General features: G+C 67.1%; 29 protein-coding genes and 2 tRNA genes. 11 read left to right on the top strand and 20 right to left on the bottom strand.

Going from position 1 to position 24,285, the window contains the following annotated elements:
- Positions 1–45 precede the first annotated feature (45 nt).
- Positions 46–348: a chorismate mutase gene (locus tag FHW94_RS02955; RefSeq protein WP_168554275.1), complete on the top strand. Its 303-nt coding sequence runs from the start codon at positions 46–48 to the stop codon at positions 346–348.
- Between the two features lie 165 nt (positions 349–513).
- Here the strand turns inward: FHW94_RS02955 and FHW94_RS02950 are convergent, their stop codons facing one another.
- On the bottom strand, positions 514–981 hold the full coding sequence (locus FHW94_RS02950; RefSeq protein ID WP_168554274.1) for an Lrp/AsnC family transcriptional regulator: 468 nt from the start codon (positions 979–981) through the stop codon (positions 514–516).
- 326 nt (positions 982–1,307) lie between these two features.
- On the opposite strand from FHW94_RS02950, the gene FHW94_RS02945 reads away from it, so the two are divergent.
- From FHW94_RS02945 to FHW94_RS02925, 5 genes are all read left to right on the top strand, one after another.
- On the top strand, positions 1,308–3,263 hold the full coding sequence (locus FHW94_RS02945) for a histidine kinase dimerization/phospho-acceptor domain-containing protein (RefSeq protein WP_168554273.1): 1,956 nt from the start codon (positions 1,308–1,310) through the stop codon (positions 3,261–3,263).
- 56 nt (positions 3,264–3,319) lie between these two features.
- A complete protein-coding gene (locus FHW94_RS02940) occupies positions 3,320–4,306 on the top strand; it encodes a polysaccharide deacetylase family protein (RefSeq protein WP_168555425.1) in 987 nt (328 codons plus the stop codon).
- Between the two features lie 78 nt (positions 4,307–4,384).
- Positions 4,385–4,460 (top strand) — tRNA-Ile (locus tag FHW94_RS02935).
- Positions 4,461–4,586: 126 nt separating this feature from the next.
- The gene (locus FHW94_RS02930) at positions 4,587–5,384 is read left to right on the top strand and encodes a GNAT family N-acyltransferase (RefSeq protein ID WP_168554272.1); all 798 of its coding nucleotides are present in this window, start codon (positions 4,587–4,589) and stop codon (positions 5,382–5,384) included.
- A 58-nt stretch (positions 5,385–5,442) separates the two neighbouring features.
- Positions 5,443–5,519, top strand: a tRNA-Pro gene (locus FHW94_RS02925).
- Positions 5,520–5,528: 9 nt separating this feature from the next.
- Here the strand turns inward: FHW94_RS02925 and FHW94_RS02920 are convergent.
- Positions 5,529–6,368, bottom strand: coding sequence for a rhodanese-related sulfurtransferase (locus tag FHW94_RS02920; RefSeq protein ID WP_168554271.1), 840 nt, complete (start codon positions 6,366–6,368; stop codon positions 5,529–5,531).
- 96 nt (positions 6,369–6,464) lie between these two features.
- On the opposite strand from FHW94_RS02920, the gene FHW94_RS02915 reads away from it, so the two are divergent.
- Positions 6,465–7,421 (top strand): glutaminase, encoded by a 957-nt coding sequence (locus FHW94_RS02915; protein WP_168554270.1) that lies wholly within the window; start codon positions 6,465–6,467, stop codon positions 7,419–7,421.
- Here FHW94_RS02915 and FHW94_RS02910 read toward each other — a convergent pair.
- The 3 genes from FHW94_RS02910 to FHW94_RS02900 form a co-directional block, all read right to left on the bottom strand.
- Positions 7,413–7,817 (bottom strand): hypothetical protein, encoded by a 405-nt coding sequence (locus FHW94_RS02910; protein WP_168554269.1) that lies wholly within the window; start codon positions 7,815–7,817, stop codon positions 7,413–7,415. The genes FHW94_RS02915 and FHW94_RS02910 overlap by 9 nt on opposite strands.
- Positions 7,818–7,942: 125 nt before the next feature.
- Complete coding sequence (locus FHW94_RS02905; protein WP_168554268.1) at positions 7,943–9,079, bottom strand: CaiB/BaiF CoA-transferase family protein; 1,137 nt, start codon at positions 9,077–9,079, stop codon at positions 7,943–7,945.
- Complete coding sequence (locus FHW94_RS02900; RefSeq protein WP_168554267.1) at positions 9,076–10,257, bottom strand: acyl-CoA dehydrogenase; 1,182 nt, start codon at positions 10,255–10,257, stop codon at positions 9,076–9,078. The genes FHW94_RS02905 and FHW94_RS02900 overlap by 4 nt, the downstream gene beginning before the upstream one ends.
- A 94-nt stretch (positions 10,258–10,351) precedes the next feature.
- Here FHW94_RS02900 and FHW94_RS02895 point away from each other — a divergent pair, with 94 nt between their 5' ends.
- Positions 10,352–11,224: a LysR family transcriptional regulator gene (locus FHW94_RS02895; protein ID WP_168554266.1), complete on the top strand. Its 873-nt coding sequence runs from the start codon at positions 10,352–10,354 to the stop codon at positions 11,222–11,224.
- Positions 11,225–11,241: 17 nt separating this feature from the next.
- Here FHW94_RS02895 and FHW94_RS02890 read toward each other — a convergent pair whose 3' ends face one another.
- The 15 genes from FHW94_RS02890 to hisB form a co-directional block, all read right to left on the bottom strand.
- Complete coding sequence (locus FHW94_RS02890) at positions 11,242–11,775, bottom strand: J domain-containing protein (protein WP_168554265.1); 534 nt, start codon at positions 11,773–11,775, stop codon at positions 11,242–11,244.
- A gap of 134 nt (positions 11,776–11,909) precedes the next feature.
- A complete protein-coding gene (gene pal, locus FHW94_RS02885; protein WP_168554264.1) occupies positions 11,910–12,437 on the bottom strand; it encodes a peptidoglycan-associated lipoprotein Pal in 528 nt (175 codons plus the stop codon).
- Between the two features lie 104 nt (positions 12,438–12,541).
- Entirely contained in the window at positions 12,542–13,960 is a 1,419-nt protein-coding gene (gene tolB / locus FHW94_RS02880; protein WP_168554263.1) for a Tol-Pal system beta propeller repeat protein TolB, read from the bottom strand.
- Positions 13,957–14,967 carry a TonB C-terminal domain-containing protein gene (locus FHW94_RS02875; protein ID WP_168554262.1) on the bottom strand — a complete coding sequence of 337 codons (1,011 nt, stop codon included), beginning with the start codon at positions 14,965–14,967 and terminating at the stop codon, positions 13,957–13,959. Before FHW94_RS02875 ends, tolB begins: the two co-directional genes overlap by 4 nt.
- Positions 14,968–14,972: 5 nt before the next feature.
- Complete coding sequence (tolR, locus tag FHW94_RS02870; RefSeq protein ID WP_168554261.1) at positions 14,973–15,461, bottom strand: protein TolR; 489 nt, start codon at positions 15,459–15,461, stop codon at positions 14,973–14,975.
- Positions 15,462–15,464: 3 nt separating this feature from the next.
- Positions 15,465–16,175, bottom strand: coding sequence for a protein TolQ (gene tolQ, locus FHW94_RS02865; RefSeq protein ID WP_168554260.1), 711 nt, complete (start codon positions 16,173–16,175; stop codon positions 15,465–15,467).
- Positions 16,172–16,642, bottom strand: a complete 471-nt coding sequence (gene ybgC / locus FHW94_RS02860; RefSeq protein WP_168554259.1) for a tol-pal system-associated acyl-CoA thioesterase — start codon at positions 16,640–16,642, stop codon at positions 16,172–16,174. Before ybgC ends, tolQ begins: the two co-directional genes overlap by 4 nt.
- A gap of 71 nt (positions 16,643–16,713) precedes the next feature.
- Positions 16,714–17,091, bottom strand: a complete 378-nt coding sequence (locus FHW94_RS02855; protein WP_168554258.1) for a histidine triad nucleotide-binding protein — start codon at positions 17,089–17,091, stop codon at positions 16,714–16,716.
- 75 nt (positions 17,092–17,166) lie between these two features.
- Positions 17,167–17,496 carry a phosphoribosyl-ATP diphosphatase gene (locus tag FHW94_RS02850; RefSeq protein WP_168554257.1) on the bottom strand — a complete coding sequence of 110 codons (330 nt, stop codon included), beginning with the start codon at positions 17,494–17,496 and terminating at the stop codon, positions 17,167–17,169.
- Between the two features lie 60 nt (positions 17,497–17,556).
- Positions 17,557–18,318 carry an imidazole glycerol phosphate synthase subunit HisF gene (gene hisF, locus FHW94_RS02845; protein ID WP_168554256.1) on the bottom strand — a complete coding sequence of 254 codons (762 nt, stop codon included), beginning with the start codon at positions 18,316–18,318 and terminating at the stop codon, positions 17,557–17,559.
- 11 nt (positions 18,319–18,329) lie between these two features.
- Positions 18,330–19,055, bottom strand: a complete 726-nt coding sequence (hisA, locus tag FHW94_RS02840) for a 1-(5-phosphoribosyl)-5-[(5-phosphoribosylamino)methylideneamino]imidazole-4-carboxamide isomerase (RefSeq protein ID WP_168554255.1) — start codon at positions 19,053–19,055, stop codon at positions 18,330–18,332.
- Between the two features lie 151 nt (positions 19,056–19,206).
- Positions 19,207–20,367, bottom strand: coding sequence for a glycosidase (locus FHW94_RS02835; protein ID WP_168554254.1), 1,161 nt, complete (start codon positions 20,365–20,367; stop codon positions 19,207–19,209).
- Entirely contained in the window at positions 20,364–21,143 is a 780-nt protein-coding gene (locus FHW94_RS02830; protein ID WP_168554253.1) for an SDR family oxidoreductase, read from the bottom strand. The genes FHW94_RS02835 and FHW94_RS02830 overlap by 4 nt, the downstream gene beginning before the upstream one ends.
- A 75-nt stretch (positions 21,144–21,218) precedes the next feature.
- A complete protein-coding gene (gene hisH, locus FHW94_RS02825; protein ID WP_349237424.1) occupies positions 21,219–21,848 on the bottom strand; it encodes an imidazole glycerol phosphate synthase subunit HisH in 630 nt (209 codons plus the stop codon).
- On the bottom strand, positions 21,841–22,434 hold the full coding sequence (hisB, locus tag FHW94_RS02820; protein WP_168554251.1) for an imidazoleglycerol-phosphate dehydratase HisB: 594 nt from the start codon (positions 22,432–22,434) through the stop codon (positions 21,841–21,843). The genes hisH and hisB overlap by 8 nt, the downstream gene beginning before the upstream one ends.
- Before the next feature lie 83 nt (positions 22,435–22,517).
- Here hisB and FHW94_RS02815 point away from each other — a divergent pair, with 83 nt between their 5' ends.
- The 3 genes from FHW94_RS02815 to gmk all read left to right on the top strand — a co-directional run bounded on the left by FHW94_RS02815 (position 22,518) and on the right by gmk (position 24,283).
- The gene (locus FHW94_RS02815) at positions 22,518–23,027 is read left to right on the top strand and encodes a ClpXP protease specificity-enhancing factor SspB (RefSeq protein WP_168555424.1); all 510 of its coding nucleotides are present in this window, start codon (positions 22,518–22,520) and stop codon (positions 23,025–23,027) included.
- Positions 23,028–23,107: 80 nt separating this feature from the next.
- On the top strand, positions 23,108–23,539 hold the full coding sequence (locus tag FHW94_RS02810; RefSeq protein WP_168554250.1) for a hypothetical protein: 432 nt from the start codon (positions 23,108–23,110) through the stop codon (positions 23,537–23,539).
- 72 nt (positions 23,540–23,611) lie between these two features.
- Positions 23,612–24,283, top strand: a complete 672-nt coding sequence (gene gmk, locus FHW94_RS02805; RefSeq protein WP_168554249.1) for a guanylate kinase — start codon at positions 23,612–23,614, stop codon at positions 24,281–24,283.
- Positions 24,284–24,285 lie beyond the last annotated feature (2 nt).

Here is a 24,285-nt window from a genome sequence, read left to right as displayed (position 1 = left end):
AAGCGGAGCACTTGAACGCGATCGACGAAAAGGCAAGACAGGCACATGAGCGCACCTGCCGAAGGGCAAGACCCGGTTCTGGCCGGCTATCGCCAGAGCATCGACAACATCGATGCCGCGATGATTCACATCCTGGCCGAACGCTTTCGCATTACCCAGGCGGTGGGCGCCTACAAGGCGCAAAACGCCCTTCCGGCCAGCGATCCGGGCCGCGAGGAACGCCAGATCGCGCGCCTGCGCAAGCTGGCCGAAGAAGCACGGCTGGACCCGGAATTTTCCGAAAAATTCCTGCGCTTCGTCATCGAGGAAGTGATCCGCCACCACAAGCAGGCCAAGGCGGAAGGCTGAACCACGCCGCGTGCCCTGCCCGAAAGGGTGGGCCATGCGCCACAAGCGCGGCGCCAGCGCCCTTCGACAGGCTCAGGGCGAACGGAGATGGGGTTTACCATCCCAGGGTCCGTTCGGGCTGAGCCTGTCAAAGCCCCACAGGCCCGGCCCGAAACGCCGAGGCGGTCACTCGCTGAACGGCACCCCGGGCACCTGCTTGGCCGTGCGGATGGTGAGCGAGGTCTTCACGCTTGCGACGTTGGGCGCAGGCGTCAGCTTGCTGGTCAGGAATTCCTGAAAGCTCTGCAGGTCGCGGCTGACGATCTTGAGGATGAAGTCGATCTCGCCGTTCAGCATGTGGCACTCGCGCACTTCGGGCAGCGTGCGCATGTGCTCTTCAAACTGGCGCAGCGATTCTTCGGCCTGGCTCTTCAGGCTGACCAGCGCAAAGACCGTGATCGCAAAGCCCAGCTTGGCCGGGTCGAGATCGGCGTGATAGCCGCGGATCACGCCGGCCTCTTCCAGCGCGCGCACGCGGCGCAGGCAAGGCGGCGCGGTCAATCCCACGCGCTGGGCCAATTCCACGTTGGTGACGCGGCCCTCGTCCTGAAGTTCGGCCAGCAGCCGCCTGTCAATTCCGTCCAGTGTTGCCATGTTCGTGTTCGTTAGCCGCTCGATCCGCAAGATTGTGCGTCACCGCTGGCAGTGAAGCTAATATTATTAGCTCATATCGCAATTGTCCTACAATGCAACGCACCATCACAACAGCCGGCACCAAAGGCGGTGCATAGCCTGCAAAAACCCGCTCCAGGATGAACGAACCGCTTCTGCACGGCCCCCGATGCATCGCCACACTTTCTTAAAAGCCTGGGGCTTAAAGGCAGAGGGATGAGTTTCGAAACGGTCCGTAACCGGCTTGCCTCCGGCAGGGCAATGCCCCATGTGAAAAGGCCGTGCACAAGGATGTCCCGGCGAGAGCGATGCCTGCCGATCTTGATCCTCCCTTCGCGCCCGCGCCCGGCCGCCTGGCGCCAGGCGGCGTGACGCCCGGTCTCCACATGCCCGGCCTCCAGATGATCGTGGACGATCGACTGGAAACGGTGCTGCGCACGCGCGCCGCCGGGCCTGCTGGCATGCGCGTGCAGTTTCGCCAGCTGGCCGATCTGCTGGGCCGCGTGGACCAGGCCGCCTGGACAGAGCGGCACGACGATGGCCTCTTCCGGCTCGACTCGTTGTTCCAGGCCATTGCCGCTGCACCGGGCGGGCACGAAGGCGCTGCCGCGCTGCTTGCCGGGACGCCGCTGGCCAATCCGCGTCTGGTGGCACATTTCGCTGCCCAGGCGCCGCGCCTGGCGCTCGCCGCCATTCGCGCCGCCCGGCTTGATGAGGCAGCCTGGCTGAACCTGGTACCGCGCTTGCCGATCCATGCCCGCGGTTTCCTGCGCCACCGCCGCGATCTGGGCCCGGCGGTGGAAGCGCTGCTCGCGCGGCTGGGCATCGACGATTTCGCGCTGTCCGCACCCGAACCTGATGGCGACCACGCCGCCGCCGTAGCGTTCGCGCCCCAGGCCGTTGAAGTGCCCCAACCGGTCGCCGCGGCGACTGAACCAGCCGCCCCGCCGGCCCCGCTGCCTTCGGCAGACACGATCGACGCTGGCCCGCCGCCCGCCCCGCTGCTGTCGCCTGCGGCCAGCGAGGGCATCGGCGCCATCGTGCGTCGGATCGAAGCGTTCCGCCGCGATCGCGAAGCGCGGCCCGGCGGGCCGACCACCATCGCCACCCCGGCCGACCGTGCCGGCCTGGCCGCCGATCCCCACCCGCGCCTGCCCTTTGCCGATGAGCCAGCGATCGACGCGCCGCGCCCGCTGGGTATAGACTTGGCGATCGATGCGCTGGGCACCGTGGTGGCCGCCGATGCCGATTGGGCGCCCATGCTGGTGGGGCATCGCCCGTTTACCGGCCAGCCGCATGCCCCGGCCCGGCTCGATGCGCGCAGCACCCGCGCCTTTGCCGCGCGCCTTCCCATCAGTGCCGGGGTGCTGCTGATCGATGGCGCCGCAGCGGTCGCCGGCGCATGGCAGATCGATGCGGTGCCGGTGTTCGCCCAGGCCGGTGGTGCCTTTGCCGGCTATCGCGCCCGCCTGCGCCGCCCGGCGCAGGCAATGGCCGCCGCTGCCCCCGAACCGGCCCCGGTGGCCCAGGGCGCTGACCGCCTGCGCCAGACGCTGCACGAGTTGCGCACCCCGATCAACGCGATCCAGGGTTTTGCCGAAATGATCCAGCAGCAGGTGTTCGGCGCCACGCCGCACCAGTATCGCAGCCTGGCCGCCAGCATCGCGGCCGATGCGGCGCGCATGCTGGCCGGCTTTGAAGATCTCGAACGGTTGGCCCGCCTGGAAACCGGCGCGGCCGATATGCCGGCGGCCGGCGATGCCACCGATCTCGCCGCGCTGCTCGCCCGCCTGGTGGCGCAGCTCGATCCGGTGATCGGCCCGCGTGAAGTGCGGCTGCGCTGGCAGGCACCCGCCGCCCCGGTTGCCGTGGCAGCACCGGCTGCCGAACTCGAACACGCCATGTGGCGGCTGCTGGCGGTGATCGCCAGCACCGCAGCGCCTGGCGAACGGCTGGCGATCGCGCTCGAACCGGTGGCCACGGGCGGGGCCGTGCGGCTCGACCTGCCCTTGCCCGCCGCGCTCGCCATGCGCGATGATGCCACCCTGTTCGCCGCCGATGGCGCCAGGGCACAAGGCGGCGCGCTGGGGCCAGGTGGCATGATGGGTAACGGCTTTGCCCTGCGCCTGGCTGCGGCCGAACTGCGCGCCATGGGCGGCCAGTTGCGGCGCGAGGCGGCCCGCCTGGTCGTGCAGTTGCCCGCAGCGGGCGCGCAGGGCGATCATCCAGACGAGGGCAGCATCGCCCCGGCCCAAGCGGGCTGATCACGTTGCCTGCCCCGGTTGCGCGCGACGCCGGCGGCGCTGGCCCCGATGCGCGGATCACCTGTCCGCCGCCTGCAGCCGCGCGGGTGCGCTTTGCGCCTGATTTCGGACAGCGCTTCGTGGTCACGGTCGATACCGAGGAAGAGTTCGACTGGGCCAAGCCGTTCGAACGGACCGGCCATGGCCTGAGCCATGTACCCCGCCTGGCCAAGTTCCAGCAGTTCTGCGAGGGGTTCGGCGTCGCTCCGATCTACCTGATCGATTATCCCATCGCCAGCGACCCGGCCGTGGGCGACGCGCTGGGCCAGGCGGTGCGCGATGGCCGCGCCGAAATCGGCGTGCAGCTGCATCCCTGGGTCAATCCACCACACCAGGAAGAGCTCAACACCTTCAACAGCTTTGCCGGCAACCTGCCCCCCGCGCTGGAACGCGCCAAGCTGGTCAAGCTGCGCAATACGATTGCCGCGGCCTTTGGCGATGCGCCGCGCATCTATCGCGCCGGGCGCTATGGCGTGGGCCCGGCCACGGCGCGGATCCTGGCCGAATCGGGCATTGCCATCGATACCTCGGTGCGCACCCATTTCGATTATTCCAGCCAGGGTGGCCCCGATTTCACCGGGCTGCCGCTGCATCCCTGGTGGGTGGATCGCCAGGGCGGGTTGATGGAACTGCCGCTGACTACGGTGTTTTCGGGCCTGTTGCGCCATCAGGGGCCCTGGCTGTTCCCGCGCCTGTGGCGGGTGCCGCGCCTGCGCGGCGGGATGGCGCGCGCCGGCATGATGAATCGGGTGCCGCTGACACCCGAAGGCGTCACCGCGGCCGAAGCGGTGCGCTGCATCGACCTCGCGCTGGGCGATGGCCTGCCTGTCCTGGTGTTCTCGTTCCACAGCCCCTCGCTGCGCCCCGGCCATACCCCTTACGTGCGCGACGCGCGCCAGCTCGACCAGCTCTATGACTGGTGGCGCGTTGTCTTCACGCACCTGGCGTGCTGCGGCATCAAGCCGGCCGGCGTTCACGATATCATGCAGGCCGCGCTGATCTGACGTGTTCCAAGACACCACGCGCCAACACGCTTTCTTGCCAAGTGCGCAGCGGCGCTTTAACGGCAACTGGCGCAACGGGGGCCCGTAGCTCAGTGGTTAGAGCTGGCCGCTCATAACGGCTAGGTCGCGGGTTCAAATCCTGCCGGGCCTACCATTCCTTCCCCGTCATTGCGACAGCTGTGCGACAGCGCCCCGGCAATTGACGCAAGACCATCATCGTTCTGCAAAACCCACGTCACGCCCGCACGCTATGCCGTTCCGAACGGAGGGCGCGAGTTTTATGGGCGATGTGATCGGGATCGAAAAGCGGCAGCGCCGCCTGGCCGTGCGCCTGGCGCGCGATGCCACGGATCTGGCGGCAGTACAGCGGCTGCGCTGGCAGGTGTTTTTCGAGGAAATGGGCGCCCAGGCGCAAGGCCTGCTGGATGAACTCGATGCCGACCCCTATGATGCGCTGTGCGATCATCTGCTGGTGATCGACGAAGACCAACCCGGCACGCTGGTTGCCGATGGCCAGGTCGTGGGCACGTACCGCCTGCTGCGTGAAAGCGTGGCCCGCGCGGCCGAAGGGTTTTACAGCGCCGGCGAATTCGACCTGGCGCCGCTGCTGGCGGGCGAAGGTCGCGTGGGCGGCGAATTGCTCGAACTGGGCCGCTCGTGCGTGCTGCCCGCGTTTCGCACCAGCGCCACGATTTCCCTGCTGTGGCGCGGCATCGCCGATTACATCGCCGCGCACGATATCGGCCTGATGTTCGGCTGTGCGTCTTTCCCCGGCACCGATCCCGATGCCCACGCCCCGGCGCTGTCGCTGCTGGCGCACACGTGCCTGGCCCCGGCCGGCCAACGCCCGCGGGTGCACCACGGCGTGGCGCTGGAACGCCTGCCGCGCGGCAGCTATGACGAACGCCGCGCGATGCTGGCTCTGCCTCCGCTGATCAAGGGTTACCTGCGCTGCGGCGCACGGTTTGGCGACGGCGCGTTCATCGACCACGCATTCAACACCGTGGACGTGTGCGTGGTGCTGCCCGTGGAGCAGATCAGCCAGCGCTATGCCACCCGTTTCAGCGTGGCCGCCTGACCCCACCACGCACTTCGCGCTTGCACGAAGCGAAGGGCATACCTAAGGGCGTGCCTGTCGGGGAGTAGCGCAGCCTGGTAGCGCATCTGCTTTGGGAGCAGAGGGTCGCAGGTTCGAATCCTGTCTCCCCGACCACTTATTCATTCAATCCACGCTCTCGCAGCAAGCCGGGCACGAAACGCCAGGCCTGTATTGCCGCGATTGCTGCCCCGCGGCGTCTACCGGCCGGCCGCAAGGGCCGCACAGCACGTGGCTGCCCGGTGACAGGCCATGGCCGATCGCCACGCGTTCGTCGAACACGAAGCATTCGCCTTGCCACAGGCTGTCCTGCGCCGGCACCTTTTCCAGGTAATTGAGAATGCCGCCTTTGAGGTGATAGACCTGGTCCACCCCTTCGCCTTTGAGGAAAGCGGTGGATTTCTCGCAGCGGATGCCGCCGGTGCAGAACATTGCCACTTTCGGCGTGCGCCCCTGGCCCAGCAGCACCGTGCGCTCGCGGCGGAACCATTCGGGAAATTCCCGAAAGGTGCGCGTGTGCGGATCGATCGCCCCGGCAAAGGTGCCCACGGCCACTTCATAATCGTTGCGCGTGTCGATCACGATCGTGTCCGGGTCGCTGATCAGGGCGTTCCAGTCCTGGGGATCGACATAAGTGCCAACGCTCGCCAGCGGATCGATCCCTTCCACCCCCATGGTCACGATCTCGCGCTTGAGGCGCACTTTCATGCGGGCAAATGGCATTGTGGCGGCCGTGGAATACTTCACGTCAAGCCCGTCGCAATGGGGCAGCGCGCGGACGTGGGCCACCACGGCGGCGATGCCCTCACCCGTGCCGGCGATCGTACCGTTGATCCCCTCGCCCGCCAGCAGCAGCGTGCCCTTGACGCCTTGTTCCTGGCACATCGCCAAGAGCGGCGCACGCAAGGTCGCCGGATCGGCAAAAGGGGCAAACTGGTATAGCGCGGCAACGGTGATCGGGTCCATGGCGCGGCCTCCTAAACTGTAAATGCCCCCGCTGGCTATCCCGCACTTGCCCAGCCCCCGCCACTTGTGGAACGACACAGCGCAAAGGAGAGTGCCATGCCCGATCTGGGCGCCATCGTGCGCGACATTGCCGAGGAAATGCGCGAGCACGCTTACAAGGGCAAGGTGGCCGACTATATCCCAGCATTGGCCGCCATCGCCCCGGAACGCTTCGGCATCGCGGTGGTGATGGCCGATGGCACCTGCCACATGGCGGGCGATGCGCAACAGGCCTTTTCGATCCAGAGCATTTCCAAGGTCTTTGCCCTCACCATGGCGTTGGGCGCGGTGGGTGACCAGTTGTGGCAGCGCGTGGGACGCGAGCCTTCGGGTAGCGCCTTCAATTCCATCGTCCAGTTGGAAAGCGAACACGGCATCCCGCGCAATCCGTTCATCAACGCCGGGGCCATCGTGGTGAGCGACATCCTGCTGGGTCGCTACGAACCGCGCGAGGCGATCGGCGAGATGCTGCGCTTCGTGCGCGCGCTGGCGGGCGACGACAGCATCGTGATCGACGAGGAAGTGGCGCGGGGCGAGCAGGAAACCGGCTATCGCAACATGGCGCTGGCCAACTACATGCGCGCCTTCGGCAATATCCGCCACCCGGTGGAAAAGGTGCTGGGCCTCTATTTCCACCAATGCGCCCTGGCGATGAGTTGCCAACAACTGGCGATGGCCGGGCGCTATCTCATGGCACGCGGGCGCAATCCGGACACGGGGCGCAGTGTAGTTTCACCGCAGCGCGCGCGGCGCATCAACGCCCTGATGCTCACGTGCGGGCACTATGACGGATCGGGCGAATTCGCGTTTCGCACCGGGTTGCCCGGCAAATCGGGCGTGGGCGGCGGCATCCTGGCGATCGCACCGGGGGTGGCCAGCATTGCCGTGTGGTCACCCGGCTTGAACGAGCGCGGCAATTCGCTGGCCGGAACCCTGGCGCTGGAGCGCCTGGTCCAGGCGACCGGCTGGTCGGTGTTCGAGCCGGGCCTGGGCCAGGCTATCGCATCAGAATGAAAACCGAAGCCCTGCCGCGCCATAGTGTTCCCCGCCCTGCAGGGTCAGCTTGAACTTGGGCAGGATGGGAAAGGCCGCGAGGGCATAGGCCCGCACCTTTTCATGCGCCAAGCGCGCGCCCAGGCCCACTTCGGCAACGGCCGGAATGGTGAACGTCGCCTCGCCCTTGGCATAGACCGAAGTGCTGGCGCCGCTTTCGGTGGGGATGAACGCGCCCACCACCGGGCGCACCGTGAACGGGCCAAAGCCCATGCTATAGCTGGCGCCCAGTTCGGCGCCCCATTCGCCAGCCGCCTTGCCGCCGGTGGCTTCCACGCCCAGCCCCTGGGCTTGCGCCAAGGCCGGAAACGCCAGCAGGCCCGCCGCCAGCGCCAGACCAACACCAATCCTGTTCATTGCAACCCCATGCTTTCCTGCCCCGCGGTTGTCCCTGCAGGCGGCAGCATCGCGGTCTGGGGCCGTCCCTGTCAACCGCCTGGCCGTGCGGCCTGCCGCACCGGCGCACCGCCCAGCAGATGGTTTCAGTTCATGTCACCCAACCCGGGCGAAGGGCGCGGCGCCGCCAGGGGGGAGCGCGAAAAGCGGATCGGCAAGGCAACGCCGGGCACCGTGCTGCCATCCGCCTCGCGCGGCATCGCCAGTTCCAGTCCGCGATGGCGGATCTGGGGATCGGCGAAGGCCTGGGCCACGGTGTTGATCGGCCCGGCCGGCACGCCCTGTGCCTCCAGCGCGGCCAGCAGGTCGTCCCGCGCCCACCGGGCGGTTGCCGCTTCGATCGTGGCGGTCAGCGTCAAGCGGTCGGCCAGGCGGCCGGGGTTGGTTTCCCACCCCGGCTGCATGGCCAGGCCCAGCACCGCGCCAAGGCGGGCGAATTGCCCATCGTTGCCCACCGCCAGGATCAGCCAGCCATCGGCCGCAGGAAACACCGCATAAGGCACGATATTGGGATGGGCATTGCCCATGCGCGTGGGCGTTGTGCCACCGGCCAGATGGTTCATCGCCTGGTTGGCGAGAACCCCGGTCATCACGTCCAGCAGCGCCATGTCGATCATCTGCCCGCGCCCGGATCGCGCGCGTTCGGCCAGCGCGGCCTGGATCGCGATCACGGCATAGAGCCCGGTCATGATATCGGCAAAGGCCACGCCGATCTTCTGCGGCGGGCCCTCGGGCGCGCCGGTCAGGTCCATGATCCCGCTCATTCCCTGGACTATGAAATCATAGCCCGCGCGCGCGGCATAGGGGCCATCCTGGCCGAACCCGGTGATCGCGCAGTAGACCAGCCCCGGATTGATGGCTGCAAGGGTCTCATAATCCAGCCCGAACCTGGCCATGCCGCCCAGCTTGAAATTCTCGATCACCACGTCGGCCCCGGCCACCAGTTCGCGCGCGCGCGCCTGGCCTTCGGCACTGGCAAGATCGAGCACCAGCGACCGTTTGCCCCGGTTGGTGGCGTGGAAATAGGCCGCATCCTGGCTGCCATCCGGGTTGGCAAGGAACGGCGGGCCCCAGGCGCGCGTATCGTCGCCGGCTGGGCTTTCCACCTTGATCACCTCTGCCCCCAGGTCTGCCAGCACCTGCCCGGCCCAGGGGCCGGCCAGCACGCGGGCAAACTCGACCACCTTTATGCCCGCCAGCGGCGGCGCTGCCTCCGCGCTCAAAACGCGGCGATCCCGGTGATCGCGCGGCCCAGGATCAGCGCGTGCACATCGTGCGTGCCTTCATAAGTGTTGACCGTTTCCAGGTTCACCATGTGGCGGATCACCTGGTATTCGCCGGAAATGCCGTTGCCGCCGTGCATGTCGCGCGCCATGCGGGCGATATCGAGCGCCTTGCCCACGTTGTTGCGCTTGAGGATCGAAATCGCCTCGGGCGGCGCAGCCCCCTCGTCCATCATGCGGCCCAGGCGCAGCACCGCATGCAGGCCCAGGGTGATCTCGGTCAGCATATCAGCCAGCTTTTTCTGGTAAAGCTGCGTGGCGGCAAGCGGGCGGCCGAACTGGTGCCGGTCCAGGCCATATTGCCGCGCAGCGGCAAAGCAGAACTCCGCCGCGCCCATCGCCCCCCAGGCAATGCCATAGCGCGCGCGGTTGAGGCAGCCGAACGGTCCCTTCAGCCCCTCCACGCCGGGCAGCAGCGCGTCTTCTGGCACGAAGACATCCTCCATCACCACTTGCCCGGTGATGGAGGCGCGCAGCGAGATCTTGCCGGCGATCTTGGGCGCAGACAGGCCCTTCATGCCCTTTTCCAGAATGAACCCGCGAATGGCCCCGCCATGGGCATCGCTCTTGGCCCAGATCACGAAGACATCGGCAATCGGCGCGTTGGAAATCCAGGTCTTGGTGCCACTCAGCAGATAGCCGCCGTCCACTTTCTGCGCGCGGGTGCGCATGCCGCCGGGGTCTGATCCGGCGTCGGGCTCGGTCAGGCCAAAACAGCCGATCGCTGCGCCGCTGGCCAGCTTGGGCAAATACTTTTCCCGTTGTGCGTCAGAGCCATAGGCATGGATCGGATGGATCACCAGGCTCGATTGCACGCTCATCATCGAGCGATAGCCCGAATCCACCCGCTCCACTTCGCGTGCCGTCAGGCCATAGGCCACATAGGATGCATCCGCCCCGCCAAAGCGTTCGGGCAGAGTCACGCCCAGCAACCCTTGCGCGCCCATTTCGGCAAAGATTTCAGGGTCGGTGGTTTCGCTGGCAAAGGCATCGATCACCCGCGATTGCAGCCTGTCCTGCGCAAAGGCGCGGGCCGCATCGCGGATCATCCGCTCCTCGTCGGTCAGCTGGCTCTCCAGCCCCAGGGCATCTTCCCAGTCAAACCTTGCCTTGGCCATCGCTGCTCTCCTTTTGCCGCAGGATTGACAGAGCCCGGCAATCGCATCAATTCCACGAAACGGCGATTTTGATCGCGTTTTGGAATAGCTGACCGTGCTTGATCCCGATACCCTCGCCGTGTTCGTGGCCGTGGCCGATCATGGCCATTTCCAGCGTGCCGCCGATGCGCTGGGCATTGCCCAGTCGGTGGCCAGCAAGCGGTTGCAACGGCTGGAAGATGCGCTGGGTGCCCGGCTGATCGAACGCGGCAGCCGCATGGCCGTGGCGCCCACGCGGGCAGGCATGCTGTTTCTGCCCCAGGCCCGCGCCGCGCTGGAAACGCTTGCCCGCACGCAGCGCGTCGGCCGGGCATTGGCACGCGGCGAAGCTGGGCCGATCCAAGTGGGCTATGTCTTTTCCGCGGCCATGGCCGGCGTGCTGCCGCGCCTGATCGCCACGCTGGCGCAAGTGCTGCCGGGGGTGGAGGTCATGCCCGCGCTGATGGAAACGCCCGACCAGCTCAAGGCGCTGGCCGATGGCCGGATTGATCTGGCGATCGTGCGGCCGCGCCCGTCATGGCCGGCCGGTTGCGTGGAAGTGGCGCGCCAACGCGAAGGGCTGCTGGTTGCCATGGGGGAGACCAGCCCACTTGCCGCGGCAAGCCCGCTGCGTGCGGCCGACCTGGCGGGCCAAACCTTCCTGACCCCGCAATTTCACGAAGAAGTGGGCCTGGCGCAAACCGTTGCCGCGCTGGCCAAGGCCGCTGACCTGCCCCCGCCGCCGATCCGCCGCACCGCCGATTTCATCACGGCGGCCAGCCTCGCCGCTGCCGGCCAGGGCGTGATCCTGGCACCGGCCAGCCTGGCACGGCTCCATCTCGAAGGCCTGGTGTTTCGCCCCCTGGCCGACCATGCCGCCACGGTGGAGCTGGTCACGCTGGCCAGCCCGCAAGCCCCGCCCGGCGCGGTGGCGGCGTTGACAGGCTGACGGCCTGGCGCCCGCCCTCACCCCTTCCAGGTACGGCGATCCTCGGCGGCGCGCAGCACTTCATAGGCCAGTTGCAGCTTCTGGAATTCGGCGGCGGCTTTCTCGTCGCCGGGGCGCACATCGGGGTGCACTTCCTTGGCGCGGGTGCGCCAGGCCTTGCGCACGTCTTCGAACGGTGCATCGGGATCGAGGCCCAAGGCTTCGAGTGCGCGCAGTTCGTCGCGGCTGCGGGTGCCATCGCCGGGCCCGGCCCAGGCTTTCCACGACGAATCGGTATAGCCTTCGTTGGTGCGGCGCTCGGCCTGCTCGCGCGCGGCGGCCTCTTCCTTGTCGAGCCCGGCAAAATAATCCCAGCCGGCGTTGTATTCGGCCGCGTGCTTTTCGCAGAAGTACCAGCGATCGGGGCTATTGGGCGATTTGGGCGCCGGGCAATTGCCCGGCTCGCTGCACCCGGCGCGGTCGCACAGGCGCACGTTCACGGCCTCGCGGGCGCTGCCATAGCCGCGCCAGCGGGGAAAGCCCCAATCAGTGGATCGCCCTTGCCGTGCCATCGGCCCTAACGTTCGCTCCTCAAGCAGACGGGGCGCCCCGCGCGGCGATGCCGCACAAAGCGCCCCCTCTCAAACGGATTCGCTCTTAACCGCCGGGTGCGCCCCGGCGCAAGCTGTCCTTACTGCCCCCGCTTTTACTGGACCGTCACGGTCACCGCGCGGCGGTTCTGCGCATAGCTGGCTTCGTCCGAACCCAGTGCGATAGGGCGTTCCTTGCCATAGCTCACCGTGGTGATGCGGCTGGCGTCGATGCCCAGGCTGACAAGGTAGGCCTTGGCCGCATTGGCGCGGCGTTCGCCCAGCGCGATATTGTAATCGCGCGTGCCGCGTTCGTCGCAGTGGCCCTCGATCGTCACCAGCTTGCCGGGATAGCGCGCCAGCCACTGCGCCTGGCTTTGCAGGATCGCCTGGCTCTGCGCATCGACGTTGTAGCGATCGAGATCGAAGTGGATCGTGTCGGACTGCACCGAGGCGACGAAATCGGCCTGGCTGCCGGCGGTCGGGCCGCTGGGCCCGGCAGGAGGCGGCGTGGTCGTGGTCGTGCCGGCGCTGGGCTGCGGCGGCAGTTCGGCGGCCGAGCGGTTCTTGGCCGAATTGGACGAGCAGGCCGCCAGCGAGAGGCTGCCAGCAAGCATGGTCACGACAAGAAGCTTGCGATTCATGGGGTGTCTCCTCAGGCGTGTTTCAGGATGTTGCATTGCACAAGGCGAATCGGCAAATGAATTGCGAAGGGCTCATCGCCCCCAAGTAAATCCGGCCGGCGCCATCACGGCAGCACCGGGCCCCAGGCAGGGTCCGATGCATCGACCGGGGTATTGAGCTTGCGTTCGTTGCGACCCGTCAAGTCTACTTGCCAGATGGACGTGCGGCCCGTGTTCTTTTCGGTACGGAAAAACTGGATGATACGGCCGTTGGGCGACCAGGTCGGTGCTTCATCCTGCCAGCTGTTGGTCAGGAAACGCATGTCGCCACCGCTGGGGTTCATCACCGCCACGCGCAAGTTGCCACAGATGCAGGTGAACGCCACCTGGTCGCCGCGCGGGCTCCATTCCGGGGTGGCCGCGCGCCCGCCAAAGAAGCTGATGCGCTTCTGGTCGGTGCCATCGGCGTTCATCACATAGACCTGCTGGCTGCCCGAACGATCGCTTTCGAACACGATGCGCTTGCCATCGGGGCTATAGGATCCGCCCACGTTGATGCCCGGCGTGTTGGTCAGCCGCACCGGCGTGCCGCCCGTGGCGGGAATGCGATAGATATCGGTGTTGCCGCCGATCGCCATGGAAAACAGTAGGCTCTTGCCATCGGGAGACCAGCGCGGCGCAAACGTGGGGTTGCGGCTTTGCAGCACGAGATGCTGCGTGCCCGTACCGATGTCATAGACATAGATGCGCGGATTGCCGTTGAGATAGGAAAGGTAGGCGATCTGCTGGTAATCGGGCGAATAGCGCGGGGTCAGCGCGGTGGCCTGGCCATTGGTGATGAAGCGGTGGTTGGCGCCATCGGAATCCATGATCGCCAGCTGCTTGCGCCGATGGTCCTTGGGGCCGGTTTCGGCGATATAGGCAATCTTGCTGTCAAAGAACGGGCTTTCGCCGGAAAGACGCGAATAGACCATGTCGGCGCACTTGTGCGCCGCGCGGCGCCAGTCTGCCGGCTGCACCACATAGCCCTGGCGCGCCAGTTCGCTGCCCAGCGCCACGTCATAGAGATAGCAACCGACCGTCAGCCGCCCGTCGGGCGCGGCGCGGACAAAGCCCTGCACCAGCATTTCGGCCGAACGCGCGCGCCACCCGCCGAAATCAGGCGCCGAAACCTGGGGATAGGCCACGCCCGGCAGCGCATCTGGCCCGGTCGGCTTGAACAGGCCGTTGTTCTTGAGATCGTTATAGACCACCCGCGCCAGGCTCTTGCCCAGCGCGGCCGTATTGCCCCCTTCGGCGGCCGTCGGCACAGGATTGTCGGTGGGGAACGCGGGGATCGCCACGCCCAGGTCCTGCCAGGCGCCCTCGCCCGTGACAGAGCCGGTCAGCCCGCCATCGTCCGGGGCGGCCGTGGTCGGCGCGGCCTGGGGCGCGTTGGAAGCCGGCAAAGGCTGTTGTTGGGCCAACGCCGGCGCGGCGCCCAGTGTCAGGGCGACCAAGCCAATCAGAGCGGGGGCAAGGCGTGCGGGGGGCTTACGCTTCATTGCGACAGTTTCCAGTCAAAGCGAAACGCGGAAACGCGCTTCCAGCTGTTGTAGTATTGCGGCGGCAAGTCAAACGGAGCGGCCAGTTCCACGGCGCGGATGGCCAGTTCGGCATGGCGGCGGGCCTGGGCGCGATTGGCATCGGTGATCCCGCTTTGCGAAACCACCACCGGTTTTGCGGCCAACGAACCGTCGGGATTGAGGTTCCATGCCACCACCGTCACCAGCTTGTCCACATCCACGCCCGATGGCCCAACCCAGTGGGGCTTGATCTGGCGTGACAGCGCCATGCCGAGCGAGGCCCGCACATCCGGCCCGGCAGTTTGCGCCGGAGGGTTGCGCGAGGTGCCCGGATTGCTGTTGCTGGGCACGCCGGCCAGGAAATCGCTGCCGATGCGGTTCCCCCCTTGCGGCGCCTTGCGCGGCGGGGTGGGCGCCGGGCTGGCGCGGCCGGGGGCATGCTCCGCCTGGCGCGGCGCGGGCGGTGTCGGCTTGGCGGGCGCAGGCCGGGGCGGCGCAGGCCGGGGCGGGGCCGGCTTGGGCGGCGCGGGTTTGGCGGGCGCGGGCCTGGGCGGGGCCGGCTGCGGCCGCGGCTCGGGCCGGGGCACCGGTCGCGGCGCTGGCTGGGGCCGGGGGGCCGGCTGTGGCGGCGCAGGCTTGGGTGGGGCGGGCCTGGGCGGGGCCGGTTGCGGTGGCGCGGGCTGCGGCTTTTCCACCGGCGCTGGCGGCGCGGGTTCGGGTTCGGCGGCGGCCTGCTGCTCGCCCAGATCCGGTGCCACGTCGGGCGCGGCCTGGGCGTTGGGATCGGGCGAGGTGGCGGTATCGGCCACCTGGTCGGCAATCGTCACCACCATGCGCTCGGGCGGCGGCTTAATGCTCTTGCCCGGCGGCGACAGCGTCAGCGCGGCAATCAGCGCAACATGGGCAGCGGCCGCAATGCCCAGCGCCACGGCTTCTTCGCGGCGGAAACCGGATGGAGGCGTATCAAGGGGATCGCGCGTGGCCATGGGGATCAGGGCTGGCTTTCCGCTGCGGGCGCGGCGGCGCTTTCCCCACCGCCCGCCGTGCCATTGCTGACCAGCGAGATCTGCTTGAACCCGGCGGCGTTCAATTCGCCCATCACCGCCATGACGCGGCCATAATCGAGCGCCTTGTCCGCGCGCAGCGTCACAAGCGGGGCCTTGCCATCGGGCTTGCGCACTGCGGCCAGCCGGTCGGCCAGTTCGCCCGGCGCCAGTTCCTGGTCATCCAGGAACAGCCGGCCCTGGCCATCCATGCTCAGCGTAATCTCGTTCTTCTTTTCCTGCAGCGCTTCGGCCTTGCTGTCGGGCAAATCGATCGGCACGCCCGCCGTCAGCATCGGCGCGGTCACCATGAAGATGATGAGCAGCACCAGCATCACGTCCACCAGCGGCGTCACGTTGATTTCCGCCATGGGCGCGCCGCGCGACCGGCGCCTGCGCCCGCCACCGCTGCTACCCTGGCCCAGGTTCATGGCCATGGCTTATTGCTCCAGCTCGCGGCTCAAGGTGGCGTGGAAACGGTCGGCAAAGCGGAACAGGCGCGCTTCGAAGCGGTTCACCGCGTTGCTGAAACGGTTGTAGGCAATGACCGAGGGGATCGCCGCCACCAGGCCGATCGCCGTGGCGAACAGCGCTTCGGAAATCCCCGGCGCCACCACGGCGAGCGAGGAATTGGCCTGCGCGCCGATATTGAAGAAGCTGTCCATAATGCCCCAGACCGTGCCGAACAGGCCCACGAACGGCGCAACCGAACCCACCGTGGCGAGGAAGTTGAGCCGGCCCGAAAGGCGGTCCGTCTCGGCCGCGACGGCGCTGTCCATCGCCACGGACAGGCGCTGGCGCGTGCCTTCGCGGTCCACGTTCTTGCCGGCGGTGGAGCGGCGCCATTCGCCCAGGGCGGCGCTCACCACGCGGGCGGCGGGCACGTCGCCCTTGCCGTTGTCCTTGTGATAGGCGTCGATATCGCGCGCTTCCCAGAAGCCCTGCTCATAGCGGTTGGAACGGCGCTGGGCGCCGGCCATGCGCAGGCTGAACGATACGATGATCATCCACACCCACACGCTGGCCAGAACCAGCGCGCCCATCACGATCTGCACAACGATATCGGCATGAAGGAACAGGGCAACCGGGTTGAGCCGGGTGGGTGCGCCGGCAGTCACGCTTGCGGCGGCGGCAAGAAGGGCCAAAGTCATGGGCGGGCTTTCTCAAGGTCCTGTTCGGAAACAATCAGGGCGGCAAAGGCATCGTGCCAGGCAGGCGGCAGACGGCGCGGCCGCCCTCCCGGCGTGACGAAGGCAACGCGGACACGCGCGGTGCAAAGAAGGGTGGCGCGCCTGAACGCCTGCTGAAGCAGCGTGACACTTGCGCCTTGCAGTGCGGCAAGACGCGATTCGATCACGACGCCGTCATCCAGGCGCGCGGGGCTGGCATAGCGCAGCGCCATGTCGGCCACGGCAAAGGCGCCCTCACCGGCTTCATGGGCCGCGCGCTGATCGATACCAATCAGCCGCAACAAATCCGATCGGGCGCGTTCGAACCAGCGCAAGTAATTGGCATGGTAGACAACACCGGATAGATCGGTGTCTTCATAATAAACCCGCACCGCAAAGCGATGCGTCTTGCCATCAAGGCAGCCAGCAGGGAAATCCGGGCCGTTCATGGACGAAGCGTGGCTGCCTTGCGACGGAATGACAAGGTTGTGTTAACCTATTCTGCTGCGCTGCGAAAGGATTAACGCGCCAGCATCGGGCCAAGCGGCGCCCCGCCGAACAGGTGGACGTGCAGGTGCGGCACTTCCTGACCACCATGGCCGCCCAGGTTGGCGAGCACGCGATAGCCCGGCTCCACCAGCCCGAGATCGCGCGCCACTTTGCCCACCGCGCGCACGAAGCCGGCGATGAGGTCAGCCGGGGCATGGGCCGCAAAATCGTCCCATGCCACGTATGACCCCTTGGGGATGACCAGCACATGGACCGGCGCCTGGGGCGCAATGTCATGGAATGCCAGGGCAAATTCGTCTTCGTAGACCTTCTTCGAAGGGATTTCCCCGCGCAGGATCTTTGCAAAGACGTTCTGATCGTCATAGGGCAGCGTGGCATCGATCGGCATGGAATGGCTCTCCGCAGAACGCTGAAACCGTTGGGTTTTCAGATACGTGGATTGTTCAGACTGGTGAATTCCGGCTCAATCGCGTGGGCGCGCGGCCTTTTCCGCCAGGCCCGAAAGGCCCTCGCGCCGGTCCAGTTCAGCCAGGACCTGGGCAAAGGACACATCGCGCGCGCCCAGCAACACCATGAGGTGGAACAAGAGGTCGGCCGCTTCGCCCACCAGTTCGCTCTCGCTGCCCGAAAGCGCGGCGATCACGGTTTCCACGCCTTCCTCGCCCACTTTCTGCGCGATCTTGCCCAGCCCCTTGGCGTGGAGCCGCGCGACATAGCTGGCATCGGGATCGGCGCTTCGGCGCGCGGCGATGGTCGCTTCCAGACGGGCAAGCGTGGCAGTGGTCTGATCCATGGCCGGGGGCATGGAACGGCGCGGGGCACGGGTCAAGACCTGTTGCGCCCCCTTCCCCGGTCAGCCGCGCGCGGGCAATCCGGCGGCGCGCAGGGCGGCATGGGCTTCGGCAATGGAATGGGTGCCGAAGTGAAAGATGGACGCTGCCAGCACGGCGCTGGCGTGGCCCTTGGTGACCCCATCCACCAGATGATCCAGGTTGCCCACCCCGCCGCTGGCAATCACCGGCACGGGCACCGCATCGGCAATCGCGCGGGTCAGTTCCAGGTCATAGCCGGCCTTGGTGCCATCGCCATCCATCGACGTGACGAGCAGTTCGCCCGCTCCCAGCTTGGCCAGGCGCTCTGCATGAACCAGCGCGTCGATCCCGGTGCCCTTGCGGCCGCCGTGGGTGAAGATTTCCCACTTGCCCGGCCCCACGCGCCGCGCATCGACCGAGCCCACCACGCATTGCGCACCGAATTTCTCGGCAATGTCACGCACCAGTTCTGGGCGGGCGACCGCCGCGCTGTTGACGGCAACCTTGTCCGCCCCGGCCAGCAGCAGCGCGCGCGCATCGTCCACCGCGCGCACGCCGCCACCCACGGTCAGCGGCATGAAGCAGACCTCGGCCGTGCGCGCCACCACATCGAGCAGCGTGCCGCGCCCTTCGTGCGTGGCGGAAATGTCGAGGAAGCACAGCTCGTCCGCGCCCGCCGCGTCATAGGCGCGGGCCTGCTCCACCGGATCGCCGGCATCGCGCAAGTCCACGAAATTGACGCCCTTGACCACGCGGCCCTCGGCCACGTCGAGACAGGGAATGACACGGACGCGAACGGTCATGGCTTTGCCTTTCAGCCCTCGGCGATCTGGATCGCGGCGGCAAGGTCAAGCCGCCCATCGTAAAGCGCGCGGCCGGTGATCACGCCTTCGATGCCATCGGCTTCATGCACCTTGAGCATGGCGATGTCATCAATGCCCTTGACCCCGCCGCTGGCGATCACCGGCAGGCGCGTGGCGCGCGCCAGGTCGACCGTCGCCTCGATGTTGCAGCCCTTGAGCAGCCCGTCGCGGCCCACGTCGGTAAACAGCAGCGAGGCAACGCCCGCATCCTCGAACCGGCGGGCCATCTCCACGATCGACACGTCGGACACATCGGCCCAGCCGGCCGTGGCCACCATGCCATCGCGCGCGTCGACCGCCACGACGATGCCGCCGGGATAGGCCTTGGCCATGTCCTTCACGAACTGCGGATCTTTCAGCGCGGCGGTGCCGATCACCACGCGCGAGACGCCCAGATCGAACCAGCCATCCACCGCCACGGGATTGCGGATGCCGCCACCCAGTTGGACATGGCCGGGAAACGCCTTGAGAATGCCTTCCACCGCGCCACGGTTGCGCGCTTCGCCGGCAAAGGCGCCGTCGAGATCGACGACATGCAGGTATTGCGAGCCGGCCTGGGCAAACAGCGTGGCCTGGTGGGCGGGATCGTCACCATAGACGGTGGCACGATCCATATCGCCTTCAGCAAGGCGGACGACCTGACCTCCCTTGAGGTCGATGGCGGGAAACACGATCATGCCCGCGCGCCTAGCAGCGCGCGCGGGCATGTCCAATGGGTTTTGCGTGCGTTGCGCGTGACGCCCTTCGACAAGCTCAGGGCGAACGGGGGTCGGTTTGAACCCGTGGAAATCCCGTCCGGGCTGAGCCTGTCCAAGCCCCTCCGCCCGCTTAGCCGAACGCATCCTTGGGCACGTGGGTCACGCGGCAGGCCAGGTCTGCCTCGCCCGAGGCGACGATGAAGCGATCGCCCTGGTCGATCACGCCGGTGGTAAACACCACGTCGCGCAAGTAGAGCAAGTCTTCGAGGGGGTGCGTCAGTTCGGCGTCGGGTTCAAGCAGGGGCCCGTCGCCCTGCGCCAGGATCCGGGTGGGATCGGCTTCGTCGAGCAGCGTCCAGAACGTGCGATAGATCCCCACGATCTCCTTGGGCTCCACCCCGTGCCACAGCGAAAGCCAGCCGCGCTGGCCGGCCACCTCGGTCAGGATCGGTGGCGCGCCGCCGCCCATGCGTGCGCTGGCCGGGCGATCGGTGCGGGGGCGGATATGGGGCGAAAGGTGCGGCTTCCAGTGGCGGCCATCGGGCGACGTGGCCAGATTGATCGACGGGCCCGCACGCCATGGGCTGCCGGGTGGATAGGCAAACCACAAGTCACCCAAGGGCCGCGTCTGCGCCCAGTATTGCCCATCGATCAGGCCTTCGAAGATCAACATGTCCTTGTTCTGGTGATCGAGCACCAGGCCTTCGAACGTCCAGTCCAGCCCATTGTCAGAGGAATAGAGCGTGGTGGAATGGCGTTCGGGGCTGACCGAGCAGGTGGTCATCAGGTACTGCCCTTCGGCCACGCGCGAAATGCGTGCGTCTTCCAGGCCATAGCACTGCCATGGCCCTTCGGGCGCGATCGCCTTGTCGTAATGCACCGCCACGATGTCCATCGCATCGGGCGTCATTTCCACCGGCAGCAACCACGACAGCGAGGTGAGCGCCATGACTTTCCAGCCACCGCCCGGCACCACGAACTTGCGCGGATCGCGCGTGTCGGCCAGTTCCAGCGGCCAGGCATCGAGCACGTAACGCCCAAAGGCCTGCCCGCCAACGGTGCGCCCGTCGCCATCCCAGCGGATCGCGTGGACCTTGCCGTCGCGCACCGGTTCGCGCAGCGCCTCGGCCACGCGCACCATCAGCAGCACGTTGCCATTGGGCAGCACGGTCATGCCTGGGTTGAACGCGCCCAGCACATAAGTTTCCGCATCGAAATGCCCGGCCAGCGGCGAGCGCGAAAGGTCGATCACGTGGGGCGTGATGACGAGACGATCGTGGGGAAATTTCATTCTTCGTTGACCCTGGGAACGATGACCAGCTGCTGCACCACGGTGCGGCTGGGCTGGGTGAGGAAATAATGGATGCCAACGGCGATATCCTCGGCGCGCAGCATCTTTTCAGCGGCAATCATGTCGCGCTGCTTGTCGGCGGGAATGTCGGGATACTGGAAATCGGTGCCGACAAGGCCCGGCTCCACCAACCCGACGCGCACGCCCTTGCCGCCCATTTCGCGGCGCAGCGCCTCGGAAAAACCCGCAATCCCGGCCTTCATCCCGGCATAGACGGTGGAATGCCCACCCAGCACATGCGCGCTCATCGAACCAACCAGCACGATATCGCCGCCCTTGCCCGAAAGCGCGGCGGCGGCGCGCCAGGCCGAAACGAGATAGGCGGTGAAATCGGCAGCGATCGCATAGCGCAGGCCGGCCTCGTCCATCTCGGTCAAGCCGGACGCAGGGACGGCCGCGTTGATCACGGCCACGTCGAGCCCGCCCATGGCCTGCTCGGCCGCACCGAAAAAGCGATCGACCGCCCCTTCGTGTGCCAGGTCGAGCGCCAGCCCATCGATCGTGCCGCCCGCCTCGCGCACGGCCACCAGGCAATCGTTCAGGTGTTCGGGATCGCGGCCGCAGGTGAAAATCTGCGCACCTTCGCCCGCCAGGAGCAGTGCTGTCGCCCGGCCGATGCCAGTGGTGCCGCCGGTAATGGCGATGCGCCGCCCGGCAAGGGGCGTTTGCGCGGTGTGCCCCGGCTTGGCCGCCGTTGCGGCATAACCTGTTGCCATGATTTGTCCTTTCCTGCGGGTATCAGGAAAGGGAAAGCGCGGGGGCAGCGGGTGGTTCCGCGGCCTGCCCTTTCTTCAGGGCTTCCAGTCGAGGAAGCGCGAGAGCAGCCGCAGGCCATAGCCCTGGCTCTTTTCAGGGTGGAACTGCACGCCCAGGATGTTGTCGCGCGCAACCGCCGCCACCAGCCCGCCGCCATGGTCGGTCATCGCCGCCACATCGGCGCCGTTGTCGGCGGCAAAGTGGTAGGAATGCAGGAAATAGGCCTCACCCCCTTCGATCAGGGTGGCGCCATCGCCATGGAGCGTGGGCGAAACATCGTTCCAGCCCATGTGCGGCACCTTGATCGCCGGGTCGGTGCGCTCGATCAGGCGCACTTCGCCCGCGATCCAGTCCAGCCCCTCGGTCACGCCATATTCCACCCCGCGCGAGGCAAGCAGTTGCATGCCCACGCAAATGCCCAGGAACGGCACGGCATCGACCAGCACGCGCTCTTCCAGCGCATCGATCATGCCTGTCACGCCACGCAGCGCGCCGGCACAGGCGCGATAGGCGCCCACGCCGGGCAACACGATGCGATCGGCGCGGCGCACCACATCGGGATCGGCGGTGAGCGTGACATGCTCGGCGCCCGCCACTTTCAGGGCATTGGCCACCGAGCGCAGGTTGCCCGCGCCGTAGTCGATCAGGGCCAGCACCTCAGCCACCGAGGATGCCCTTGGTCGAGGGCACGGCATCGGCCTTGCGCGGATCGATCGTGATCGCCTGCGCCAGGGCACGGGCAAAGGCCTTGTAGATGCCTTCGATGATGTGGTGGTTGTTGGTGCCGTAGAGGCATTCGATGTGCAGCGTGATTCCGGCGGCCTGGGCCAGCGAGTGGAACCAGTGCTCGAACATCTCGGTGTCCATCGTGCCCAGGCGCGGCTGGGAAAAGCGCGCCTTCCACACCAGGATCGGGCGGCCGGAAATATCCAGCGCCACGCGGGCTAGCGCCTCGTCCATCGGGGCGTAGGTGGAACCGTAGCGGGTGATGCCCTTCTTGTCCCCCAGCGCCTGGGCGATCGCCTGGCCCAGCGCGATGGCGCTGTCTTCCACGGTGTGGTGCTCGTCCACGTGAAGGTCACCCTTTACGTGCAAGGTGATGTCGATCAGCCCGTGGCGCGAAAGCTGCTCGATCATGTGATCGAGGAAGCCGATCCCGGTGTTCACGTCATAGAGCCCGGAGCCATCCAGGTTGACGCTGACCTTGATATCGGTTTCGGCGGTGGTGCGGGTGATCGATCCGGTGCGCATGGGCCATGCCTATACGCGCCAAGGGGCGAGAATCAATCTCTCCCTCTTGACCCGCGCCCGTGCCAGCGCCAGTTGTGCTGGATATGAGCGAAACGCCCGACAGCCTGATCCCCTATGACGAAATCGTGCAGGAGGCCCTGCGCGCCGTGGTAGGCCGTGTCCTGGGCCAGGTGGAGGCATCCGGCGGGATGCTGCCCGGCCAACACCACTTCTACATCACTTTCCGCACCGGGGCGCCGGGGGTTTCGATTCCCAACCGGCTCAAGGAACGCTTCCCCGACGAGATGACCATCGTGCTCCAGAACAAGTTCTGGGACCTGAAGGTTGAGGAAGAAGGCTTTTCGGTGGGGCTCAGCTTCAACCAGGTGCCCTCCACCCTGATCATCCCGTTCCGCGCGATCACCGCCTTCGTCGATCCGGCGGTGGACTTTGGCTTGCAGTTCCAGGCGGCCGACGATCTGGACGACGAAACGCACGAAGACGCGGAAAACGATTCTTCGGTCATCGACGGGGAAACTTCCGACAAGCCCGCCGTTGAACGCAGCGATGACGGATCGAACGTTGTCACGGTCGATTTCGGCCGCAAGAAGTAACTGCCTGCCGCAAGCCCCGATCCGGCCATCAGCCCGGTCTTCGTTTGCCGCAGGCCATCAAGCCAACGGGGCATCCGCAGATGGTTTCCAAGACCGGGCAAGACACCAAGGATGGCAGCACCAACGCCGCCGAAACGCCGGCTGAGGCACAGGCCGCGCCGGCCAAGGCCGAACCGCCCGCCACCAGCCCGCTGACCACGCTTATCCTTACCGACATTGCGCTGAGCGCGGGAAGCGCGCTTTTGGCGCGCGGCGTTGCGGGCCGGGGCCTGGCTGGCCGCGTGCTGGGCCGGGCCCTGCCGGTGCGCAGCCCTGGCGGCCTGATCAAGGCGCCTTCGCTGGCGGGCAGCCTGGTCGGAACGGCGATTGCCCGCGTTGCCACCCGCTCGGTTCCGGGCGCGATCGTGGTGGGCGGCGGCTTGGTCGCCAAGGCGCTTTATGACCGGCGCAAGGCCCGGCGCGCGCGCAAGGCCGCCAAGGCGGCCGCTGGACCACCCCCCGTCACCCGCTGATCCGCCGAAAATCTTCGCAATCGCAACATGCCCCGGCTTGACCGGCGGGGCGGCCATGGTCCATCTGCGACCATGGCCGAAAGCGCAACCCACCCAACCCAGCCCGTTCATTCCGCCGATGCCCTGCATCGCCGCGGGCTTATGCTGATCCTGTCGTCGCCCTCTGGCGCCGGCAAGACCACGATCGCCAAGCGGCTGCTGGCCCATGATTCGCAGATCGAAGCATCGGTTTCGGCCACCACCCGGCCGATCCGGCCGGGCGAAGTGGATGGCAAGGACTATCACTTCGTCGATCGCGCCACGTTCGACCGCATGGTGGAAGCCAGTGAATTCTATGAATGGGCCGAAGTGTTCGGCCATTGCTATGGCACGCCCAAGGCCCACATCCGCGCGCGATTGAAAGAGGGCTTCGACACCCTGTTCGATATCGACTGGCAGGGCACGCAGCAGTTGTACCAAAAGGCCGAAGCCGATGTGGTGCGCGTGTTCATCCTGCCGCCCAGCATCGAGGAACTGCGCCGCCGCCTGACCGGGCGCGGCACCGACAGCGCCGAAGTGATCGCCGCGCGCATGGCCCGCGCCCAGGCCGAAATCAGCCACTGGGACGGCTATGACTATGTCGTGGTGAACGACGACGTGGATGCCTGCTATGCCCAGATCAGCCAGATCCTGGCGGCCGAGCGCCTGAAGCGCGCGCGCCAGACCGGGCTGATCGGCTTTGTCCGCGAACTGACCCGGCACTAGAT

This window comes from Novosphingobium sp. SG720 (assembly GCF_012275365.1).
In the GTDB taxonomy this organism is placed as follows: domain Bacteria; phylum Pseudomonadota; class Alphaproteobacteria; order Sphingomonadales; family Sphingomonadaceae; genus Novosphingobium; species Novosphingobium rhizosphaerae.
The sequence above is the reverse complement of the archived record's forward strand: the minus strand, read 5'-3'. Positions and strand labels throughout refer to the sequence as shown.

Excerpts from the sequence above, each read along its gene's own strand:
- FHW94_RS02955 (WP_168554275.1), top strand. The coding sequence starts at position 46 with ATGAGCGCACCTGCCGAAGGGCAAGACCCGGTTCTGGCCGGCTATCGC.
- FHW94_RS02950 (WP_168554274.1), bottom strand. The coding sequence starts at position 981 with ATGGCAACACTGGACGGAATTGACAGGCGGCTGCTGGCCGAACTTCAG.
- FHW94_RS02945 (WP_168554273.1), top strand. The coding sequence starts at position 1,308 with ATGCCTGCCGATCTTGATCCTCCCTTCGCGCCCGCGCCCGGCCGCCTG.
- FHW94_RS02930 (WP_168554272.1), top strand. The coding sequence starts at position 4,587 with ATGGGCGATGTGATCGGGATCGAAAAGCGGCAGCGCCGCCTGGCCGTG.
- FHW94_RS02920 (WP_168554271.1), bottom strand. The coding sequence starts at position 6,368 with ATGGACCCGATCACCGTTGCCGCGCTATACCAGTTTGCCCCTTTTGCC.
- FHW94_RS02915 (WP_168554270.1), top strand. The coding sequence starts at position 6,465 with ATGCCCGATCTGGGCGCCATCGTGCGCGACATTGCCGAGGAAATGCGC.
- FHW94_RS02910 (WP_168554269.1), bottom strand. The coding sequence starts at position 7,817 with ATGAACAGGATTGGTGTTGGTCTGGCGCTGGCGGCGGGCCTGCTGGCG.
- FHW94_RS02900 (WP_168554267.1), bottom strand. The coding sequence starts at position 10,257 with ATGGCCAAGGCAAGGTTTGACTGGGAAGATGCCCTGGGGCTGGAGAGC.
- FHW94_RS02890 (WP_168554265.1), bottom strand. The coding sequence starts at position 11,775 with ATGGCACGGCAAGGGCGATCCACTGATTGGGGCTTTCCCCGCTGGCGC.
- pal (WP_168554264.1), bottom strand. The coding sequence starts at position 12,437 with ATGAATCGCAAGCTTCTTGTCGTGACCATGCTTGCTGGCAGCCTCTCG.
- tolB (WP_168554263.1), bottom strand. The coding sequence starts at position 13,960 with ATGAAGCGTAAGCCCCCCGCACGCCTTGCCCCCGCTCTGATTGGCTTG.
- FHW94_RS02875 (WP_168554262.1), bottom strand. The coding sequence starts at position 14,967 with ATGGCCACGCGCGATCCCCTTGATACGCCTCCATCCGGTTTCCGCCGC.
- tolR (WP_168554261.1), bottom strand. The coding sequence starts at position 15,461 with ATGGCCATGAACCTGGGCCAGGGTAGCAGCGGTGGCGGGCGCAGGCGC.
- tolQ (WP_168554260.1), bottom strand. The coding sequence starts at position 16,175 with ATGACTTTGGCCCTTCTTGCCGCCGCCGCAAGCGTGACTGCCGGCGCA.
- ybgC (WP_168554259.1), bottom strand. The coding sequence starts at position 16,642 with ATGAACGGCCCGGATTTCCCTGCTGGCTGCCTTGATGGCAAGACGCAT.
- FHW94_RS02855 (WP_168554258.1), bottom strand. The coding sequence starts at position 17,091 with ATGCCGATCGATGCCACGCTGCCCTATGACGATCAGAACGTCTTTGCA.
- FHW94_RS02850 (WP_168554257.1), bottom strand. The coding sequence starts at position 17,496 with ATGGATCAGACCACTGCCACGCTTGCCCGTCTGGAAGCGACCATCGCC.
- hisF (WP_168554256.1), bottom strand. The coding sequence starts at position 18,318 with ATGACCGTTCGCGTCCGTGTCATTCCCTGTCTCGACGTGGCCGAGGGC.
- hisA (WP_168554255.1), bottom strand. The coding sequence starts at position 19,055 with ATGATCGTGTTTCCCGCCATCGACCTCAAGGGAGGTCAGGTCGTCCGC.
- FHW94_RS02835 (WP_168554254.1), bottom strand. The coding sequence starts at position 20,367 with ATGAAATTTCCCCACGATCGTCTCGTCATCACGCCCCACGTGATCGAC.
- FHW94_RS02830 (WP_168554253.1), bottom strand. The coding sequence starts at position 21,143 with ATGGCAACAGGTTATGCCGCAACGGCGGCCAAGCCGGGGCACACCGCG.
- hisB (WP_168554251.1), bottom strand. The coding sequence starts at position 22,434 with ATGCGCACCGGATCGATCACCCGCACCACCGCCGAAACCGATATCAAG.
- FHW94_RS02815 (WP_168555424.1), top strand. The coding sequence starts at position 22,518 with ATGAGCGAAACGCCCGACAGCCTGATCCCCTATGACGAAATCGTGCAG.
- FHW94_RS02810 (WP_168554250.1), top strand. The coding sequence starts at position 23,108 with ATGGTTTCCAAGACCGGGCAAGACACCAAGGATGGCAGCACCAACGCC.
- gmk (WP_168554249.1), top strand. The coding sequence starts at position 23,612 with ATGGCCGAAAGCGCAACCCACCCAACCCAGCCCGTTCATTCCGCCGAT.